Raw genomic sequence first — 19,354 nt, 5'->3', positions numbered from 1 at the left:
GGGAATGCCGCCATGGACGCTCTGCGTCTGCTCTGAATGTGACGCGGAGCGTCACGGGATGCATTCCCACGCAGGAGCGTGGGAACGATCAGCCTACACCGATTTACGCCAGACACTCGCCAACCAAGGCTGTTGATCCCTCGGCAATCCCGCCGGCCGGTAGTAATGCTCCAACTCGACAAACCCCGCCTCTGTCAGCAACTTTTGCCACGCTGCCAGATCGTGATACGCCCCAAAGCGTGGGCCATTCCAGCCTTCGCGGTTATCCCCGCGCGGATTCGAACTGAACAACACACCGCCCGGCTTCAACGTCTCGTGCAACTGCTTCAGCACCCGAGGCAACTCTTGAACAGGAACGTGAAACAGCACCGCGTTGGCGAAGATCCCGTCGAAGCGTTCGGCCGGCAGATCGAGTTTCAGAAAGTCTTGCTGCCAGACTTCGCAACCGCTGTCCTTACGGGCCATCTGGGCAAACCGTTCCGAACCATCGAGGCCGATGGCGATGTGGCCCATGCGGGTGAATGTCTGCAGATCGCGTCCGGGGCCACAGCCGAAATCGAGCAGGGTGAACGGCGCAGTGCCCTGAATGTGCCGCAACAGTGCGTCGATGTTCTGGCTGACATCGTGGTCGCGTGTGCCTTCACGAAAACTCTCGGCCACCTGATCGTAGTGGCCCAGCGTGGTCGCGGTGATCTGTTTGAGGTCGTCGGGGGTGTGTTTCATGGCGGCTGCGCAGGTAAAGGGTGATGTGCCGACTATAAGCGCTTTTGCGCCGATGAATCACCGTCGTACCTGTTACTTCTAACAGTATCGGCCAGACGAAAAATCGCTCAGGCTTCAGGGAGACTCAAGCGAGCGAGGGATCGCGATGACTGTCCAGGCAACTCACGACACGGCCACACCGACATTGTCGGTTATGGATCAGCGTGGGTTGGCGATTTGTAGCGTGGGGTACTGCCGGCAGTCCGCCGGGCAAGCCATGGATACGCGGGTTACCCGACAGGGTTTTGATGCGGCGGGGCGGCTGATCGAGAGCTGGGACCCACGGTTGTGGGGAACTGCGCCGAAGCCGAACCTGGCGACCGTCTATGGCTTGACGGGCCAGAGTTTGCTGACCGACAGCGTCGACGGCGGTTGGCAGTTGAGCTTGCTGGACGAAACGGGCCAATCGCTATCGAGTTGGGACAGTCGCGGCAGTCAGCGTCACACCCAATACGACGAGTTGCGGCGCCCGGTTGCGATTACCGAGTGGGCCAGTGACGGCGCTCCCCGAATAGTCGAACGTCTGGGCTATGGCGGTTCGGAGGCAGGAACCGCGGAACACAATCAGTGTGGCCAGCTGATTCGTCACGACGACCCTGCCGGCACTCAACTCTTTACCGATTATGCCCTCAATGGCTCAGCACTGAGCGAGAGCCGGCGCGTGCTCGCGGACCTGGAAACTCCCGACTGGCCGTTGGCAATCGACGCTCGTAACGCATTACTGGAAGAACAAACTTTCGTCTCGACACAAACCTGCAATCCCCTCGGTGAGCTTCAGACTCAGACCGATGCCAAACGCAATGTCAGAATCTTCTCCCACACCGTCGCGGGAGAGCTCAAGGCGGTTTGGCTAAAACAGGCCGCGGCCAACGAACCGCAGCTGCTGGTCAGCCACATCCGTTACAACGCCTTGGGCCAGATCGACAGCGAAACCGCTGGCAATGGGGTGGTGACCAACGCCGAGTACGCGGCCGATGACGGCCGGTTGATCAGGCTGGTGGCCGGTCTTGCACAGCAAAAAACCTTGCAGGACCTGAACTATGCCTACGACCCGGTGGGCAATATCGTCGAGCTGGAAGACCAGTCGCAGACGGTCAGTCATTTCAACAATCAGCGCATTGAACCGATCAGCCATTATCGCTACAACAGCCTCTATCAACTGGTCGAAGCCAAGGGCTGGGAGGTCAGCAGCCCAAGCCATGGCCCGGCACTGCCGGGGTGGTTGCCGACACCGCTGGACCCCAACCAGCGGCGCAGTTACACCCAGACCTTCGACTATGACCGGGCGGGCAACCTGATCACCCGCCACCACAGCGGCGCCCCTAGCTTCTCGATGTTCACGTCCAGCAGCAGTAATCGCAGCCTGGGCCAACGGGACGACGGCGGGTTGCCGGGGGAGGACGAAATTGCCGAGGGCTTCGATGCCAACGGCAATCAGTGCGAGCTGCAACGCGGACAAGCGATGAGTTGGGACACGCGCAATCAGCTGAGCCGGGTGACTTTGGTCAAGCGTGACGATGGACCGGATGACGACGAACGTTACGTCTACGACCGCCCCGGCCACCGCCTGCGCAAGGTGCGCCTCACGCACACCGGCACCCGGACCTTGCGGGCTGAAGTGCGTTATCTGCCGGGTCTGGAAATCCATCGGGATGCCGATGGCGAAGAGCACCACGTGATCAGTGTGGAAGCCGGCCGCAGCAGCATGCGCGTGTTGCACTGGCCGAAATCCGCGCCTGACGGTGTCGACAACAATCAACTGCGCTACAGCCTGAGTGATCACCTGGGCTCCAGCTCTATGGAGCTGGATGATCAGGCCGGTGTGCTGACGCTGGAGCACTATTACCCGTTCGGTGGCACGGCGTGCTGGGCGGGTAAAAGTGCGCTGGTGGCGAAGTACAAGACGATTCGCTATTCGGGGAAAGAGCGGGATGCGACCGGGCTTTATTACTATGGATATCGGTATTACGCGCCGTGGTTGCAGCGGTGGATTAGCGCAGACCCTGCAGGGAATATCGATGGCCTGAATATTTACTGTATGGTTGGTAATAACCCAATAAAACTCACTGATGAAAGTGGGATGTTCGGTGGGCTAGGTCGTTTATTGGGGGGTAGCCCCCGGACTGTAAATGACAGTGATGCAGAAGCCGCTAGAAAAAATCATTTCAAACAGCATCTGCTACCCAAAATACTGGCTGGCAAAAGTGCGGACAAAGATTTTGCAATTACTCAGATTAAGAAGTTGGCGAGAGTTCAGGATGCTGGAGCGGCGGAGGAACTTCTGGAAGCTGCAATAGTTATTGTATCCAACGCTCGGCTTACCGTTAATATCTCGCCTGATCAAATCCATGAGCTTAAAGGTGACGGGTTAAGAAATGTATGGGAGCAGGAGTCCGCGCCGAATTATGGTATGGATTTTAGAGATGGATTTGAAATGAATATGTTTGATTATACCCACTCGCCGTCAAAGGTAATCAGAGAGTATGGTTCTATAGAACATCCAAAATTCAATGGGAAAGTCCGACCGATTTACGGCGCACTTGAGCTTTCTGATAATTTCATGATTGCGGGTGGGGCGGCGAGCTACGGTGCGGCAGCCTTTTACTTGCCAGAGCAATCTCGGAAATATATGACATTGACAGGAGGTGATAGCTTCGATTTTAAAGCATCAATAAATAATCTGGCTGTATTTGAAAATCTGTACCCTATTTTTCACAAAATGGAATCGGAGACTTGGGGTGTACTAAGTCGTGCTGTTCATGGGCAAGAAAAAAGTTTTTACTTACCGGAAAATTACATTGAGTGGCAGTCCCATAGCTCTGCGAAGTGGAAGGATATGACGGACTTGGTATTCCAGAATCAGCAGGATCTGGAAAATGTACTCAGCCAGGAAGGCTCAAGACATTTTCTGAAAACAAACTCTATTCGCGTGAGTTCGATCCAGACTTAGGTCATGCTTCTGGTGATGGAGTCAGTGACTGGGAGTCAGCTCCCTCACCACAGTAAATACCAAAATTACTCTCGCCGCTTATTCAACCCCCGCGCCAACCGATCCCCTCCCAACTGAATCAGCGCCACCAACACCACCAGCAACACAATTACCGTCAGCATGATCTGACTATCAAACCGCTGATAGCCATACCGATACGCGATGTCGCCAAGCCCACCAGCGCCAATCGCTCCCGCCATGGCCGATGAGTTGATCATCGTGACCAGCGTGATGGTGAAACCACCGACAATCCCCGGCAACGCCTCAGGCAACAACACATGCCAGACGATGTGCCAGCGTCGGCAACCCATGGCCTGAGCGGCCTCGATCAAACCGTGGTCGACCTCGCGCAAACTGACCTCGGCGATGCGCGCAAAAAACGGTGTAGCGGCGATGGTCAGCGGCACCACGGCGGCCCAGACGCCGTAAGTGGTGCCGACGATCAAGCGGGTGAAGGGGATGAGCGCGACCATCAGGATCAGAAACGGGATCGAGCGGAACAGGTTGACGAAGGCCCCCAGCGCGCGGTTCAGCGCCGGTGCCTGGTAGATCCCGCCTTTGGAACTGGTGACCAGAATCACCGCCAGCGGAATACCCGCCAACAGCGCGATCAGCGACGACACGCCGACCATCAGAAACGTGTCGATAACGCCCTGCAGCAATCGATCAAACCACATAACCCAGCACCTCCACCTGTTGTGCCCAGTGACTGGCGCGCTGGCGTAACTCTTCGGCGCCCAAGGACGAACCGGTTACCGCCAATAACAATTGCCCAAGGGCATGCCCCTGAATCCGATCGACACCGCCTTGCAGCAAGCGCACGCGACCGCCAAGTGCACTGAACAGCGCCGCGAGGTCTGGCTCGTCATTGCTGTTGCCGGTGAACTGCAAGCGCAGCACTACCGCGGATTCCGACGATTGCGCTTGCGCCTGCAATCGGCTTTGCAGTTCTTCCGGCAAGCCGTGTTGCAGAGGCGCCAGCAGGGTTTTACTGACCTCGTGCTGCGGGTTGCCAAACACTTCCCAAACCGGCCCCTGCTCGACAATCCGCCCGTGCTCGAGCACCACCACCCGATCGCAGATATCGCGGATCACCGCCATCTCGTGGGTAATCAGAATGATCGTCAGTCCGAGGCGCTGATTGATCTCGCGCAGCAGGCCGAGGATCGATTGCGTGGTCTCTGGGTCAAGCGCCGAGGTGGCCTCATCGCAGAGCAGAATCGCCGGGTCGTGCACCAGCGCCCGGGCGATGCCGACGCGCTGTTTTTGCCCACCCGAGAGTTGCGCCGGGTAGGCCGTGTGTTTGCCTTGCAGGCCCACCAGTTCCAGCAGCTCACGGACCTTCTGTTCGCGCTCGGCTTTTGGCACGCCCGCGACCTTGAGCGGCAGCTCGACGTTCTGCCACACGGTTTTCGCCGACATCAGGTTGAAGTGCTGGAAGATCATGCCGATCCGCCGCCGCAGCGCCACCAGACGGTCTTCATCGAACTCGCCGATGTCCACCTGATCGATCAGCACCCGTCCTGTGCTCGGTTGTTCGAGGCGGTTGATGGTGCGGATCAGCGAGGACTTGCCGGCACCGCTGCGGCCGATGATGCCGAACACTTCACCGTGCTGGATGGCCAGGTCGATGCCGTGCAGCGCAGCGACCGGGCCTTGCTGGCCATTGTAGGTTTTACCCACACCGATAAAGCGCACATGGGCGCGGTTGAACTCAGGGTGCAGCTCAGTCCGTTCGGCACTGCGAGACGGCGGGATTTGCAGTTGAAGCTGGGCGTTGGCGGCATTCATGGTCAGCCTTCCCAGCCAGCTTGGTAGAGCTTGCCATGGGCTTTATCCAGGGCTGCACGAACCACCGGCGAATGCTGGTAGATGTCGACGAATTTGATCAGGCGCGGGTCGGTTTTGCTTTTCGGCTGGATCACGAACTGGATCACGTATTCCTTGTGGTCGAGGCCGTCGAACAGCAGCGCCGAGCCAGCATCGAAGGTCTTGGCCAGACGAATGTAGGCCGGGTAGCCCTGCACCAGATCGGCATCGTCATACGCGCGCACCAGTTGCACGGCTTCGACCTGAAGGATCTTCAGTTTTTTCGGATTGGCGACGATGTCGTCTTCGGTGGCCTTGTAGCCCACACCCGGTTTGAGGGTGATCAACCCGGCCTTGGCCAGCAGTTGCAGCCCACGCCCGCTGTTGATTGGATCGTTGGCGATGGCCACGCTGGCACCGACGGGAAGCTCGTCAAAGCTTTTGTATTTCTTCGAGTACAGGCCGACGTTGTTGATGATGCCCGGCGCAAACGGCACCAGGTCAAACCCGGCAGCGGCCTTGGCGTTTTCGAGGAACGGAATGTGCTGGAAGTAGTTCACATCGATGTCGCCCGAGGCCAGGCTGACGTTCGGTGCGATCCAGTCGCTGAACTCCACCAGCTCGACCTTCAGACCTTGTTTGCCGGCCTCTTCGACCGCTGCTTCCAATGGAATGGCGAAGGCTGCGGTGGTGCCGATTTTCAGCGGTGCGTCGGCGGCGAAAGTCACCGAGCTGAAGAGGCCGAGGGCCAGGGCCAGTGCTTTGACTGGGAGGGTGAGCAGGTTGTTTTTCATGGTGGTTATTCCAGTCAGGGCATGAGTGTGTGGTGTCTCGTCGGGCCTCATCGCGAGCAGGCTCGCTCCCACAGGGGAACGCATTCCAACTGTGGGAGCGAGTCTGCTCGCGATGCTTTTAGCGTCGGAACGCCGAGCCGGTGTGTTGCTCGGGCAAATACGCCTCGCCGTGAAACAGCTTTTCGCGCAACGTGCCCTCGTCATAAGCGGTCTTGTACGAGCCGCGTCGCTGCAACTCGGGAATCACCAAGTCGATGAAATCGACATAACTTTCCGGGGTGACGATGCGGGTCAGGTTGAAGCCGTCCAGGCCGGTTTCCGCGATCCAGGATTCCAGTTCATCGGCGACCTGCTCAGGCGAGCCGACCACGGTGATGTAGCGGCCGCCCAAGGCGTGTTGCTCAAGCAACTTGCGTCGGGTCCAGTCGTTGTTTTGCAGGTTTTTGGTGGCGGACTGGATGGCGTTGTTTTTCACGTACTGGATGGGTTCATCGAGTTCGTATTCGGAAAAATCGATCCCGGTGGACGCCGAGAAATGCGCCACCCCGGCCTCGGCGCTGGCGTAGCTCAGGTATTCAGCGTGCTTGGCCCAGGCCAACGCCTCGGTCGCGCCGACGATTACGTTCAGCCCCATGAAGACCTTGATGTCCTCGGGATTACGCCCGGCAGCTGCGGCGCTGGCGCGGACCTTGTCCACCTGCACCTTGGTCGAGGCCTTGTTCTGGCCGCTGATGAACACGCACTCGGCGTGTTGCCCGGCGAACACCAGGCCGCGATCCGAACTGCCGGCCTGAAACAGCACCGGCGTGCGCTGCGGTGAAGGCTCGCAGAGGTGATAACCCTCGACCTGATAGAACTCGCCGTGGTGTTCGACCTTGTGGACTTTTCCAGGTTGGGCGTAGACCCGCTGCTCGCGGTCGTTGATCACCGCGTCGTTTTCCCAGCTGCCTTCCCAGAGTTTGTACAGCACCTCAAGGTACTCATCGGCCTGGTCGTAACGCCGGTCATGTTCGACCTGTTCGCTCAGGCCCATGGCCTTGGCGGCGCTGTCGAGATAGCCGGTGACGATGTTCCAGCCGACCCGGCCACGGCTCAGGTGATCGAGGGTCGACAGGCGCCGGGCGAACAGGTACGGCGGCTCATAGGTCAGGTTGGCGGTCAGGCCGAAGCCGAGGTTCCTGGTCACCGCGGCCATGGCCGACACCAGCAGCAACGGGTCGTTGACCGGCAACTGGATCGACTCTTTGAGTGGCACGTCGACCGAGTGCTGGTACACGTCATACACCCCGACGATGTCGGCGATAAATAGCCCGTCGAACAAACCACGCTCCAGCAACTGCGCCAATTCAGTCCAATACTCGACAGTCTTGTACTGGGTCGAGTTGTCCCGTGGATGCGTCCACAGGCCGTGGTTGATGTGCCCGATGCAGTTCATGTTGAAGGCATTGAGCAGGATCTTTTTTCTCCTTGTCAGAGGTGAGGGCATCAAATAGTCCCTCGCAGCGGCGGGTTTTCATCGTTGAGGTAGTAGTTGCCAACCGCGTGGTACTTCCAGCGCACCGGGTCGTGCAGGGTGTGCACGCGGGCGTTGCGCCAGTGACGATCCAGCCCGTGCTCGGCCAGGGTGGCCTGGCTGCCGGCCAGTTCGAACAGCGTGCTGCCGGCCGCCAGGGAGATATCCGTGCTGATGGCGCGCGCTTCGGCCACGGCAATCGAGGCCGCCGCGATGGTCTCGGCATTGGTGTCGGCCTGGGCGCGGTCGAGGAATTCTCCTGCGCGTTCAAGCAGTGCTTCCGTCGCGTGCAGGCGAATGCTCAGGTGGCCGAAACTTTTGATCGTCAGCGGGTCTTCGGTGGCGTTGTCATTGCCGGAGTCGATCCACGGGCGGGTTTTGCTTCGCACGAAATGCAGCGCGTCTTCATAGGCGGCGCGAGCAATGCCGGTGTCGATGGCCGCATGAAGAATCTGCGCCAGCGGGCCGACCGGGGTTGGACGGTCGAAGGCGCTTTGAAAGGGGATCACGTCGTCTGCCGAGACGTAGACGTCTTCGAACACCACCGAACCGCTGCCGGTGGTGCGCTGACCGAAACCGCTCCAGTCATCGATCACCGTCAGGCCGTGGCTGTCATGGGGGACGAAGGCCAGTTGCTGGACGCCGTTTTCATCGACCACCGTGGTCGGAATCCGTTGCGCATAGATCGCCCCGGTGGAATAGAACTTGCGGCCGTTGATGCGAAAGCCGTCGCCGTCGGGAGTCAGGCTGGTGACCCGGTGGAGAGCGGTTTTGGTCCCGAGTTCGGCCAGCGCATTACCGAAGCGCTGACCGGCGAGAACTTCGGCGTACAGGCGTTTTTTCTGCTCGGATGTACCGTTTACGCGCAGCACTTCGAGGGCATAAAAATGGTTCTGCGGGATCTGCCCCAGCGAACCGTCGGCCTGGGCGATCAGCGCGATGACCTTGGCCAGGGTGACGTTGGAAACCCCCGCACCGCCGAATTCCCTGGGCACGCTGATGCCCCATAGGCCGGAGCGCGAAAAGACTTCCAGTTCGGGGTAGGGCAGGCGTCGTTCGCGGTCGCGCAGGGCGCTGTCGCGTTTGAAGTCTTCGGCCAGGTCGCTGGCGACGACAAGGGCTTGCTCATCGCTGGTGATGACCGCGACGGGGTGAGAAAGAGTCATGTGTTTCTCCAGAGATCTGGTCAAAAGTGTTCTGGTCGTTCAGATCCAGGAATGCCGGGCTGGTTTTGTGCCGTTCAGGTGATAAGTGCCCACGGCGTGGTATTTCCAGCGCACCGGGTCGTGAAGGGTGTGCACGCGTGCGTTACGCCAGTGGCGGTCTAGGTTGAACTCGGCGAGGGTGGCGCGGCTGCCGGCCAGCTCGAAGAGTTTTTCGCTGGCCAGCAGCGAGATCTCGGTGCTCAGCACCTTGGCTTCGGCGACCGCAATCGAGGCGCGTGCAGCGGACTCGGCAGTGACCGGTGCAGCGCTGACTTGATCGAGCACGTTCCCGGCTTTGCGCAGCAGCGCTTCGGCGGCGTGCAGTTCGATTTTCAGTTTGCCGATGTCGGCAATCACGTAGAGGTCGTCGCTGGCGCGTTCGACGTTGGCGTCGATCCACGGCCGTGCGCGTTCGCGAACGAAGCTGATGGCGTCATCGATGGCGCCACGCGCAATGCCGGCGTCGATGGCGGCTTGAATCAGCTGTGACACGGCGCCCTGGATGTTCGGGCTGTCGTTGATCCGCCAGTTATCCACCACCAGATCAGCATCGACCCGCACATTGTTCAGCAGCACGGTGCCGCTGGCCGTGGTGCGCTGGCCGAAGCCCGACCAGTCGTCGACGATGCGCAGCCCCGGAGTGCCGCGACGGACGAAGGCGATAACTTGCTTGCCATCGTCGTTCAGTGCCTTGACCGCGACCCAGTGCGCGAACAGTGCACCCGTGGAGTAAAACTTCTGGCCATTGATGATGTAGCCATCGCCGTCGGCGGTGATGCGGGCCTTGAGTTCCAGGGTGTTTTTGGTACCGCGTTCCGGGCCCGCGTTGCCGATCCGCCAGCCGTCGAGCACGCTCTGAAACAGCTGCTTTTTCTGCCGCTCGTTGGCCGTGTGCTGGAGCAGGTTGAGAATGCCGAAGTGGTTCTGCGGGATTTGCCCGAGTGCCGGGTCGGCCGCGGAAATGATCGCGAAGACTTCGGCGATGGTGACGAATGAAACCTCCGGGCCGCCGAACGCCTTGCCAATGGCAATACTGCCCAGGCCACTGCGGGTGAATTGTTCGATTTCCGCCCAGGGCAACTTGCGCTGTTGATCGCGTCGCGCGGCTTGCAAGCGGGCGACCTGAGCGAGTTCACGGGCTGCTTCGAGGGCTTGTGCGTCGTTGCGCAAAACGTGCGCGGGCAACAACAGCGGGGAAACGTCCAGATGACTCTGAACGTTTGCATCTGCCAGATTAGACATCAGCGCCGCTCCTTGGCTGCACGCAATGCCCTGGCGATTTGCACCGGGGTGATTATGTTCCTGACCATACCTACCTCGCATCTCATGGATAAGCCGCAGCGTGCGGCGAAATCAAAATCAAGAATGTCCGGTGGTCCGGTTTATATACCCTAAACGCGTATAAAAAATTAATAAACTAACTTTTAGGAATATGCATAGAAGGGTGTCGACATCGTCAAGATCGCAGGCTGCGCCAGCTCTTGCAGATCAACACCGATTGGCGGAGCTGGCGCAGCCTGCGATCTTTTGTCTCAACGACGACGATCTTCGGCAGTGCAAAGAACGTCCTTTGGTAGCACTTTGAGGCACGTATTGGCGCAGCCGACTTTCAGGGTGCGCACTGGAGCCCAGCGTGAGTTATTGCCTGCCCGATCAAGGATGCAGTAGGTGACTTCCAGCCGATGGTCTTCGCCGGCTTCGAGAATCACTGCCGACGGCACCCAGACGTTGATCGGGTGACCGACTTCGCCGGGTTTGATCTTGGGCAGGTCCATGCGCACATCGCCCCAGCGCAAGGTGATTTCATCATCAGCCGCCATGTTCAGATAGGGTTCGATGATCAGTGGCACGCCACGTTTGATCTGGTTCGGATTGACCCCGTGACGGCGAATCATCTCGGGAATGCCCAATGGCTCAAGGCGCTGGTTTTCATCGGCGCACAGGGTGTGGGGCTGACCACCCGGGCAGTCGAGTTTGACCTGGACCTGTTTCGTCGCGGACAGCGCCGGGCCGTGCCCGACTTGCATGAGCCGGTAGTGGATACGCGAGCTGCCATTGCGGATAAAACTCTCGGGAACCCGCAGGTTGAGTGGCTGACCGACATCTGCTCGGTTGAGCACCCTTGAGGCCACATAGCAGTTGTCCCAGAACAGTTCGATCAGATCACCTTCGTCCATGCCGGCATAAGGCGGTATTTCGATCAGCAGGTAAGCAGCGGAAGTGATGTTGATGGCGGAGCCGGGCGACTGCGTCAGGCCGGGAGCCGCCAGTTCAACTTTGTTCGACATACAAGTCATGTGTGTTCTCCTTGAAACATCGCAGCGAAGTCCATTTCGGAAGTGTCGAAGGCGTTAGGGTAGTAGGCGATTAACTATATTCAAGTACTGTGAAATACCTGTTAGCGCCTAGATAAGGGAGTGGCCGACGGGGTGTCAATAGACGCAAGTTAAGAACGTGGGAATGCCAGGCTATTCAGATATTTCCTACCTGTGATTAGCAATCGATGGACATGCTGTTCGGCTTTTTCCTGGGTGTGCTCGATTTGTGAACCAGTGTTTCCAGCGTTTTCTGGCATCGGATCAATCTGAGTGTCTTGGAGGTTACGTGACGGGAGGATGTTGCAGGAGGTATCTATATACCGCTTTTGACTGGGGTGATTAATTAATTATGGACGTCGGCGGAAGGCGGGAGAGGCAAGTCAAGTCGTGTGATAAATATCACTTCCGTCCGTGGAAGTTGACAGTGGTTAATACGTTTCTGAAGGTGATAATTAACTTCAGGAGTTGAGGAACTTATTGAGGAATTGCCGGGTTCGTTCTTCTTTCGGATTGGCAAACAATGCCTTTGCTTCACCTTGTTCGACGATGACGCCCTTGTCGAAAAACACCACCCGGTTCGCCACATCACGAGCAAAACCCATTTCGTGGGTAACGATGACCATGGTGCGTTTTTCTTCGGCCAGACTGCGAATGGTCGCCAGCACTTCGCCGACCAGTTCCGGATCAAGCGCCGAGGTTGGCTCGTCGAAGAGAATCACTTCCGGCTCCATGGCCAGTGCCCGGGCGATTGCCACGCGCTGTTGCTGCCCACCGGACAGCCTGCGCGGATAGGCATCTTCCTTGCCTGCCAGGCCGACCCTGGCCAGCAGTTTTCGACCCAGCGCCAACGCTTGATCCTTTGGCATTTTCTTCACCACCAAAGGGCCTTCGATGACGTTTTCCAAGGCTGTGCGATGGGGGAACAGATTGAAGTTCTGAAACACGAAACCGACATGCTGGCGCAGCCGGCGTACCAGGCTCTGCTGCTGGTTCAGCGGGCGACTGCCATCGATCTCGATGTCGCCGACCTTGATCCGGCCGCTGGTGGGTTCTTCAAGAAAGTTCAGGCAACGCAGGAAGGTGGTCTTGCCCGAGCCGCTAGGGCCAATGATGGCGACGACTTCGCCTTCCTTGACCTCGAGGTCGATCCCGTTAAGTACCACCTGACCCTTGAATTGTTTGGTCAGTTTTTCAACCACGATCATGCTTCAAGACTCCAGGTCATGCCGGTTGACCCGGTCTTCCAGGCGATTTTGAAAATGCGCCAGGATGCTTGCCAGTACCCAGTAGATCAGGGCAACGGTCAGATACATGGTGAAAATTTCGAAGGTGCGCGCAGACACCAATTGGGCCTGGCGGAATAGCTCGGGCACCTGGATGGTGGCGGCCATCGCCGTGTCCTTGACCAGCGAAATAAAGCTGTTGCCCAACGGCGGCAACGCCGTGCGCATAGCTTGCGGCAGGATGGCCCGGCGCAGGGTCTGCGCGCGGGTCATGCCGATACTGGATGCAGCTTCCCACTGGCCGCGCTCGATGGAGGCGATGGCGGCGCGCAGGATTTCACAGGCGTAGGCGGCCATATTCAGCGAAAAGCCGATCAGGGCCGCCGGGATCGGATCCAGCTCGATGCCCACTTGCGGTAAGCCGTAGTAGATCAGGAACAGCTGCACCAGCAAGGGCGTGCCGCGAAAGAACGACACATAGGCCCGGGCGAGCAAGCTCAGCCACTTGAAGCGCGACAGGCGCATCAAAGCCAGGCCGAAGCCCAGCAGCAAGCCGAAAAACATCCCGCCGAGGCTAAGAATCACCGTGTAGTACGCGCCCTTGAGCAGAAAGGGCGCGGAGTCCAGCGCGAGTTGGAAACCTGCTTCCATTATTGAGTGACGTCAGCGTTGAAGTACTTCTCGGACAGCTTCTTCAAGGTGCCGTCGGCACGCAGTTCGTCGATGGCCTTGTTCACAGCAGCCAGCAACTCAGGCTCGCCTTTGCGCAGGGCAATACCGGCTTCCTGACGGGAGAAAGCATCGCCAGCGGCGGCAGTGTCGGTGGCTTTTTTGGCATATTCCAGGGCCGCCAGGCGGTCGATCAGGATGGCGTCGGTGCGGCCGATGCGCAGGTCCTGGAACTTGGTTGGGTCATCGTTATAGGTCTTGATGATGGCTTTAGGCTGGTTGTCCTTGAGCCATTGCTCGTAGTTGGTGCCCAGGCCTACGCCGACTTTCTTGCCCGCCAGGTCGCTGGCGGTCTTGATGGTGTCGACGTTCTTTTTCAGGGTCAGCGCTTGAATACCGGAAACGGTGTAAGGCTTGGAGAAGTCGTACTTCTTCTTGCGCTCTTCCGAGATGGTTACCTGGTTGATCACGGCGTCCAGGCGCTTGGACTCCAAGGCGGCGAGGATGCCGTCCCACGGGGTAGCGCTGAGCTTGACCTTGACGCCCAGCTTCTTGGCCAGGGCTTCGGAGAACTCAACCTCGAAACCGGTGAGCTTGCCGTCTTCACCGACAAAGCTGAACGGCGGGTAGGTGCCTTCCAGGCCAACCTTGATCTCGCCGGCCTTTTTGATGTTGTCCAACTGCTCGCCGGCAACTGCCTGGCCCAACCAACCAGCGCCGAGAGCCAGCCCCAAAGTGCCAACCAGCAATGTGCGACGCAATACAGAAATAGTCATGAAGAGCCCCTGTGTTTTTTATGTTGAGCGAAGCAGGTGACGCGGTAGTCGTATCCTGCCTTAAAGCGCGAAGCGCGTCTTCGCCTACGGCGCGACTATAAAGCCGCTTTTTAAGACTTGAAAATAATATAAAAACACATTGCTATTCCATTGTGGAATAGCATTTCATTAGCGAAGTCGATCAAATGTGGGAGCAGGCAAGCCAGCTCCCCCATTGCCCGCGTTCATTCAGTTAAACGCGGCGCCATAAGCAAACAACGCCGGCGCCCCACCCGTGTGCAGGAAGATGATCGGGCCGTCATTGAAGCGCTGCCGGCCGATACCGTCGAGCAAACCGGCCATGGCCTTGCCAGTGTAGACCGGGTCGAGCAACAGACCTTCCTGGCTGGCCAGCAACTTGACGGCAGCCAGGGTGCCGGCGTTCGGCTCGCCGTAACGCGGAGCGAAATACTCGTCCCACAATTCAATCTTGAAACTCGCCGGCAAGCTCACGCCCAGCAGTTCGGCGGTGCGCTCGGCCAGGCCCTGGACCTTCGGCCGCTGGTCTTCGTCGCTGCGCGAAACGGTGACACCGATGACCGGCAAGTTCGGTAATACTTCGCTCAGCGCCAAGGCCAGACCGCTGTGAGTCCCGGCGCTGCCCGAAGCCAACACCACCGCGGCGAACTCCAGGCCGCTGTCCTCGATTTGCCCGGCCAGTTCCAGTCCGGCACGGACATAGCCCAGCGCGCCCAAGGCGTTGGAGCCGCCAATTGGCACAAGATAGGGTTTCTTGCCGTTACTGCGCAGACGCTCGGCCAGTGCCTGCAACTGTTGGTCGGCGTTATCGAGGTTCTCTACCAGCTCGACCTTGGCATCGAACAAGTCCAGCAACAGGCGATTGCCGTTGCCTAGGTAATTACTGTCATCAGTGCCGATCGGATTCTCCAGCAAGGCGACGCAGCCCAGGCCCAGTTTGGCGGCAAGCGCTGCCGTCTGGCGCACATGGTTGGACTGGATGGCACCGGCGGTGATCAACGTGTCGGCACCTTGCGCAAGAGCGTCGGCAGCGAGGTATTCGAGTTTGCGCAGCTTGTTACCGCCCATGGCCAACGGTGTCAGATCGTCACGTTTGACGTAGACATCGCGACCCAGCCAGGCCGACAGGCGTTCGAGTTTTTCCAGGGCGGTAGCATTGGCGAGAAGGTCCAGACGATTAAAACGAGCCAGCTGTTGTTTGATCATGGGACCGCACGGGTTGTGGGAGATGACTGGACTATAGGCAGGCCGATTTGCTCGGGCAACCGACAATATCGCTTATGCCAAAAAGTGCTTAACACAGCACTATTCGTTCTTAATTCCGCTTTGAGCGCATACCGTAAAGTGAACGCCGTTTAGGCGGCCTTACTGTCCGGCCGCCGCACGTGAGGAGTTTTACCGTGAGCCAGCGTTCCAGCCATTGGCAATTACAGACCATCGTCAGCCAACTGCGCACCGCCCGCGACCAGTGGCGTGCGCAGAACGGTCGCATCAGCGGCGAGCAGGGCGGGCGTGAGCTGCCATCGCGTGCGGCGATGGCGGAGATTCTCGAAGCATTGTGCGGTGCGCTGTTCCCGATGCGCCTGGGCCCGGTGGATCTGCGTGAAGAGAGCGAAGACTTTTACGTCGGGCATACGCTGGATGTGGCGCTGAACGCGCTGCTGGCTCAGGCGCGGTTGGAGCTGCGCTATGTCGCGCGACAAAGTGCCCGGGTCGATACCGAAGTCGAGGCGCGGGCGATCAGCCTGATCCAGGATTTCGCCCTGGCCTTGCCAGGTCTGCGCAGACTGCTGGATTCCGATGTACTGGCGGCGTATCACGGTGACCCGGCAGCACGCAGTGTCGATGAAGTGCTGCTGTGCTATCCGGGGATTCTGGCGGTGATTCACCATCGTCTGGCCCACCATCTGTACCGCGCCGGGCTGCCATTGCTGGCGCGGATCAGTGCGGAAATTGCGCACTCGGCCACCGGCATCGACATTCACCCGGGCGCGCAGATCGGCCGTAGCTTCTTCATCGACCACGGCACGGGCGTGGTGATCGGCGAAACCGCGATCATCGGCGAGCGGGTACGCATTTACCAAGCCGTGACCCTCGGTGCCAAACGCTTCCCGGCCGATGAAGACGGCCAGTTGCAGAAAGGCCATCCGCGCCATCCGATCGTTGAAGACGATGTGGTGATCTATGCCGGCGCGACCATTCTGGGACGGATCACCATCGGCAAGGGCTCGACCATCGGCGGCAACGTCTGGCTGACTCGCAGCGTACCGGCCGGCTGCAACCTGACCCAGGCCAACTTGCAGCATGATGACGGGACGCAGAAATAAACTCCTGAATCATTCGTCGACTGATTTGATCGTTCCCACGCTCCGCGTGGGAATGCCGCCAGGGACGCTCCGCGTTCCGCTCGGGAAGTGACGCAGAGCGTCACAGGATGCATTCCCACGCAGAGCGTGGGAACGAGAAAGCCCTCTCTTCACCGGGTACCGCCGAGCCTTGCGATTAGTCCTCACAGCTCATCCATGTTTAACTTGAACGTTCATTCAAGTTAAACCGGTGGTTCGCTGCCCGCTCACAACAGGAGGCTAGCCTTTGCTGAGTCCGTTATTGACAGCCACGTTTTACCCCCTCGAGGTGCACGCTTCATGAGTGCATCGTTCACCCCTCCAAGCGGTGAGATCCGCATGAATCCGCCGGTGTTCTACTTCGCGGCGACCTTCATTTTACTGTTCGGCCTGGTGGTCATCGCCTTTCCGCAACAGTCCGGCGCCTGGTTGCTGGCGGCGCAAAACTGGGCGGCCAACACGGTCGGCTGGTACTACATGCTGGCGATGACTCTGTATCTGGTCTTCGTGGTGGTCACCGCCTTGTCTGGCTACGGCAAGATCAAGCTCGGTGCCGACCACGACGAGCCCGAATTCAGTTACCTGTCCTGGGCCGGCATGCTGTTTGCCGCCGGGATCAGCATCACGCTGTTTTTCTTCTGCGTATCCGAACCGTTGACGCACATGTTGCAACCGCCCCAGGGCGAGGCCGGCACGGCGGATGCAGCGCGTCAGGCGATGCAGATTCTGTTTCTGCATTGGGGCCTGCACGGCTGGGGCGTGTTCGCTTTTGTCGGCATGGCGCTGGCCTACTTCGCCTATCGGCATAACCTGCCGCTGGCCCTGCGCTCGGCGCTTTATCCGCTGATCGGCAAACGCATCAACGGACCGATCGGTTACGCGGTGGATGGCTTCGGCATCATCGCCACGGTGTTCGGTCTGGGCGCTGACATGGGCTTCGGCGTGTTGCACCTCAACTCCGGTCTCGACTACTTGTTCGGCATGGCCCACACCCAGTGGATTCAGGTCGGCCTGATCACGCTGATGATGGGCGCGGCGATCATCGTCGCCGTCGCCGGCGTCGATAAAGGCGTGCGGGTGATGTCCGACATCAACATGCTGCTGGCCTGCGCGTTGTTGCTGTTCGTGTTGTTCGCCGGCCCTACCCAGCACTTGCTCAACACCTTGATCCAGAACCTTGGCGATTACCTCGGCGCCTTGCCGATGAAGAGTTTCGACCTTTACGCCTATGACAAACCCAGTGACTGGCTGGGCGGCTGGACGGTGTTCTACTGGGCCTGGTGGATCGCGTGGTCGCCATTCGTGGGCCTGTTCATCGCACGTATTTCCCGTGGCCGGACCATCCGCGAATTCGTCTTCGGCGTGCTGTTGATTCCGCTCGGCTTCACCCTGGCGTGGATGTCGATCTTCGGCAACAGCGCCATCGACCAGGTACTCAACCACGGCATGAGTGCCCTTGGCTTGTCGGCCATCGAGAACCCGTCGATGACCCTCTACCTGCTGCTGGAAACCTACCCATGGAGCAAAACGGTGATCGCCGTTACGGTGTTCATCAGCTTCGTGTTCTTCGTCACCTCGGCCGACTCCGGCACTGTAGTGCTCTCGACGCTGTCGGCCAAGGGCGGTAACGCCGATGAAGACGGGCCGAAATGGTTGCGGGTGTTCTGGGGCGCGATGACCGCGCTAGTCACCAGTGCATTGTTGTTTGCCGGCAGCATCGACTCGTTGAAGTCAGCGGTGGTACTGACCTCGTTGCCGTTCTCGCTGATTCTTTTGCTGATGATGTGGGGGCTGCACAAGGCGTTCTACCTGGAATCGCAGAAGCAGATCGCCCAGTTGCATTCCTTGGCTCCAGTCTCGGCGTCGTCACGACGCGGTAAGGGTGGCTGGCGTCAGCGTCTGAGTCAGGCCGTGCACTTTCCGTCGCGCGATGAGGTGTACCGTTTCCTCGACACGACGGTGCGTCCGGCGATTGAAGAAGTGACGGCGGTGTTCGCTGAAAAGGGCTTGAGCGTGGTCACCCAACCGGATCCGGCCAACGACAGCGTCAGCCTGGAAATCGGTCATGGCGATCAGCATCCGTTCATCTACCAGGCGCAAATGCGCGGTTACTTCACGCCGTCTTTCGCCCGTGGCGGGATGGGCTCCAAAGAGCTCAACAACCGTCGCTACTACCGGGCTGAAGTGCACCTGAGCGAAGGCAGTCAGGATTACGATCTGGTGGGCTACACCAAGGAGCAAATCATCAACGATATCCTCGATCAGTACGAGCGGCACATGCAGTTTCTGCATCTGGTGCGCTGACCGAGACCGGTGTGGCGCTCAGGCGATGTTCAAGGTCATGAACAGCACCAGAGCGGCCACCGGTACGCTGAACACCATGAAGCCCACCATCAATTCGGAGGTTAGCGGTTGCCCGGCGGTGATCATGCCGATAGCGCCGTTGATCACCGTCAGCGCCAGCCACAGGACGACGAAACTGTAGGTCAGGGTCTGGCGGCTGAAGCCGAGCTTCTCACCGATGAACAGCATCAGCGCCAGCAAGACCAGGCCGAAGGTGATGATGATCGTGGTGTGCATGATGGTGTGCTCCCGAGCCGGTGCTTGTCATACCGAGCATAGGCGTCGTTCAGCAAAATGGCGCTTAAACCAACCCACCGTCGGCACGCAGGAGGATGTGCCCGTTGACCCAGCCTGCCGTCGGGCACCCCCAGTGTCGGTGCCCTTCCTGCATAACCGACACATGTCGCCACGATTCGAGTGTTTGTGGATTGGGTGGCGCAGGTGTTTGCGGGGGCGGGTTAGCCAGTCGTCTGGTTAAAAAAATACGTGTTTGCGATGGGCTAATATTTAACCGAGTGTGTATGGTGTGTATTGGAGTGTCCGTTTGCCGGATAAAGTCGCAGCCGATGCTGACGACAAAGGGCGAAGGT

The 19,354-nt window shown here is 59.0% G+C and carries 16 protein-coding genes; 3 read left to right on the top strand and 13 right to left on the bottom strand.

Translation table 11 applies throughout. From position 1 onward, the window contains the following. Positions 1-93: 93 nt before the first annotated feature. Positions 94-723 carry a bifunctional 2-polyprenyl-6-hydroxyphenol methylase/3-demethylubiquinol 3-O-methyltransferase UbiG gene (locus FPT12_RS20820; RefSeq protein ID WP_145019423.1) on the bottom strand — a complete coding sequence of 210 codons (630 nt, stop codon included), beginning with the start codon at positions 721-723 and terminating at the stop codon, positions 94-96. Positions 724-868: 145 nt separating this feature from the next. Here FPT12_RS20820 and FPT12_RS20815 point away from each other — a divergent pair, with 145 nt between their 5' ends. Further along, complete coding sequence (locus FPT12_RS20815; protein WP_145019420.1) at positions 869-3,712, top strand: RHS repeat domain-containing protein; 2,844 nt, start codon at positions 869-871, stop codon at positions 3,710-3,712. A gap of 65 nt (positions 3,713-3,777) precedes the next feature. Here FPT12_RS20815 and FPT12_RS20810 read toward each other — a convergent pair whose 3' ends face one another. The 11 genes from FPT12_RS20810 to FPT12_RS20760 all read right to left on the bottom strand — a co-directional run bounded on the left by FPT12_RS20810 (position 3,778) and on the right by FPT12_RS20760 (position 15,282). Continuing rightward, a complete protein-coding gene (locus FPT12_RS20810; protein ID WP_145019417.1) occupies positions 3,778-4,428 on the bottom strand; it encodes a methionine ABC transporter permease in 651 nt (216 codons plus the stop codon). Next, complete coding sequence (locus FPT12_RS20805; RefSeq protein WP_145019414.1) at positions 4,418-5,542, bottom strand: methionine ABC transporter ATP-binding protein; 1,125 nt, start codon at positions 5,540-5,542, stop codon at positions 4,418-4,420. Before FPT12_RS20805 ends, FPT12_RS20810 begins: the two co-directional genes overlap by 11 nt. A gap of 2 nt (positions 5,543-5,544) precedes the next feature. Next, positions 5,545-6,354, bottom strand: a complete 810-nt coding sequence (locus FPT12_RS20800; protein WP_145019412.1) for a MetQ/NlpA family ABC transporter substrate-binding protein — start codon at positions 6,352-6,354, stop codon at positions 5,545-5,547. 118 nt (positions 6,355-6,472) lie between these two features. Next, positions 6,473-7,840, bottom strand: a complete 1,368-nt coding sequence (locus tag FPT12_RS20795; protein WP_145019409.1) for an LLM class flavin-dependent oxidoreductase — start codon at positions 7,838-7,840, stop codon at positions 6,473-6,475. Beyond that, positions 7,840-9,033 carry an SfnB family sulfur acquisition oxidoreductase gene (locus tag FPT12_RS20790; protein WP_145019407.1) on the bottom strand — a complete coding sequence of 398 codons (1,194 nt, stop codon included), beginning with the start codon at positions 9,031-9,033 and terminating at the stop codon, positions 7,840-7,842. Before FPT12_RS20790 ends, FPT12_RS20795 begins: the two co-directional genes overlap by 1 nt. Positions 9,034-9,072: 39 nt before the next feature. Next, positions 9,073-10,314 (bottom strand): SfnB family sulfur acquisition oxidoreductase, encoded by a 1,242-nt coding sequence (locus tag FPT12_RS20785; RefSeq protein ID WP_145019404.1) that lies wholly within the window; start codon positions 10,312-10,314, stop codon positions 9,073-9,075. A 290-nt stretch (positions 10,315-10,604) separates the two neighbouring features. Then, entirely contained in the window at positions 10,605-11,369 is a 765-nt protein-coding gene (locus FPT12_RS20780; RefSeq protein ID WP_145019401.1) for a hypothetical protein, read from the bottom strand. A 479-nt stretch (positions 11,370-11,848) separates the two neighbouring features. After that, complete coding sequence (gene tcyN, locus FPT12_RS20775) at positions 11,849-12,595, bottom strand: L-cystine ABC transporter ATP-binding protein TcyN (protein ID WP_145019398.1); 747 nt, start codon at positions 12,593-12,595, stop codon at positions 11,849-11,851. A 3-nt stretch (positions 12,596-12,598) separates the two neighbouring features. Continuing rightward, positions 12,599-13,264, bottom strand: a complete 666-nt coding sequence (gene tcyL, locus FPT12_RS20770) for a cystine ABC transporter permease (RefSeq protein WP_145019395.1) — start codon at positions 13,262-13,264, stop codon at positions 12,599-12,601. Continuing rightward, a complete protein-coding gene (gene tcyJ / locus FPT12_RS20765; protein ID WP_145019392.1) occupies positions 13,264-14,058 on the bottom strand; it encodes a cystine ABC transporter substrate-binding protein in 795 nt (264 codons plus the stop codon). The genes tcyL and tcyJ overlap by 1 nt, the downstream gene beginning before the upstream one ends. Positions 14,059-14,286: 228 nt before the next feature. Then, positions 14,287-15,282 carry a D-cysteine desulfhydrase gene (locus FPT12_RS20760; RefSeq protein WP_145019389.1) on the bottom strand — a complete coding sequence of 332 codons (996 nt, stop codon included), beginning with the start codon at positions 15,280-15,282 and terminating at the stop codon, positions 14,287-14,289. A gap of 194 nt (positions 15,283-15,476) precedes the next feature. Between FPT12_RS20760 and epsC the strand changes: the two genes are divergently transcribed. Both epsC and betT read left to right on the top strand, forming a co-directional pair. Further along, positions 15,477-16,403 carry a serine O-acetyltransferase EpsC gene (gene epsC, locus FPT12_RS20755; RefSeq protein ID WP_145019386.1) on the top strand — a complete coding sequence of 309 codons (927 nt, stop codon included), beginning with the start codon at positions 15,477-15,479 and terminating at the stop codon, positions 16,401-16,403. Between the two features lie 357 nt (positions 16,404-16,760). Beyond that, positions 16,761-18,725, top strand: coding sequence for a choline transporter BetT (betT, locus tag FPT12_RS20750; RefSeq protein ID WP_178098830.1), 1,965 nt, complete (start codon positions 16,761-16,763; stop codon positions 18,723-18,725). 18 nt (positions 18,726-18,743) lie between these two features. Here betT and FPT12_RS20745 read toward each other — a convergent pair whose 3' ends face one another. Further along, on the bottom strand, positions 18,744-19,001 hold the full coding sequence (locus tag FPT12_RS20745; RefSeq protein ID WP_103318279.1) for a hypothetical protein: 258 nt from the start codon (positions 18,999-19,001) through the stop codon (positions 18,744-18,746). Between the last annotated feature and the right edge of the window lie 353 nt (positions 19,002-19,354).

Source organism: Pseudomonas sp. H3(2019) (genome assembly GCF_007713465.1).
GTDB lineage: Bacteria > Pseudomonadota > Gammaproteobacteria > Pseudomonadales > Pseudomonadaceae > Aquipseudomonas.
Note: the sequence above shows the minus strand (reverse complement) of the source record. Positions and strands in the feature narration are given on the sequence as shown.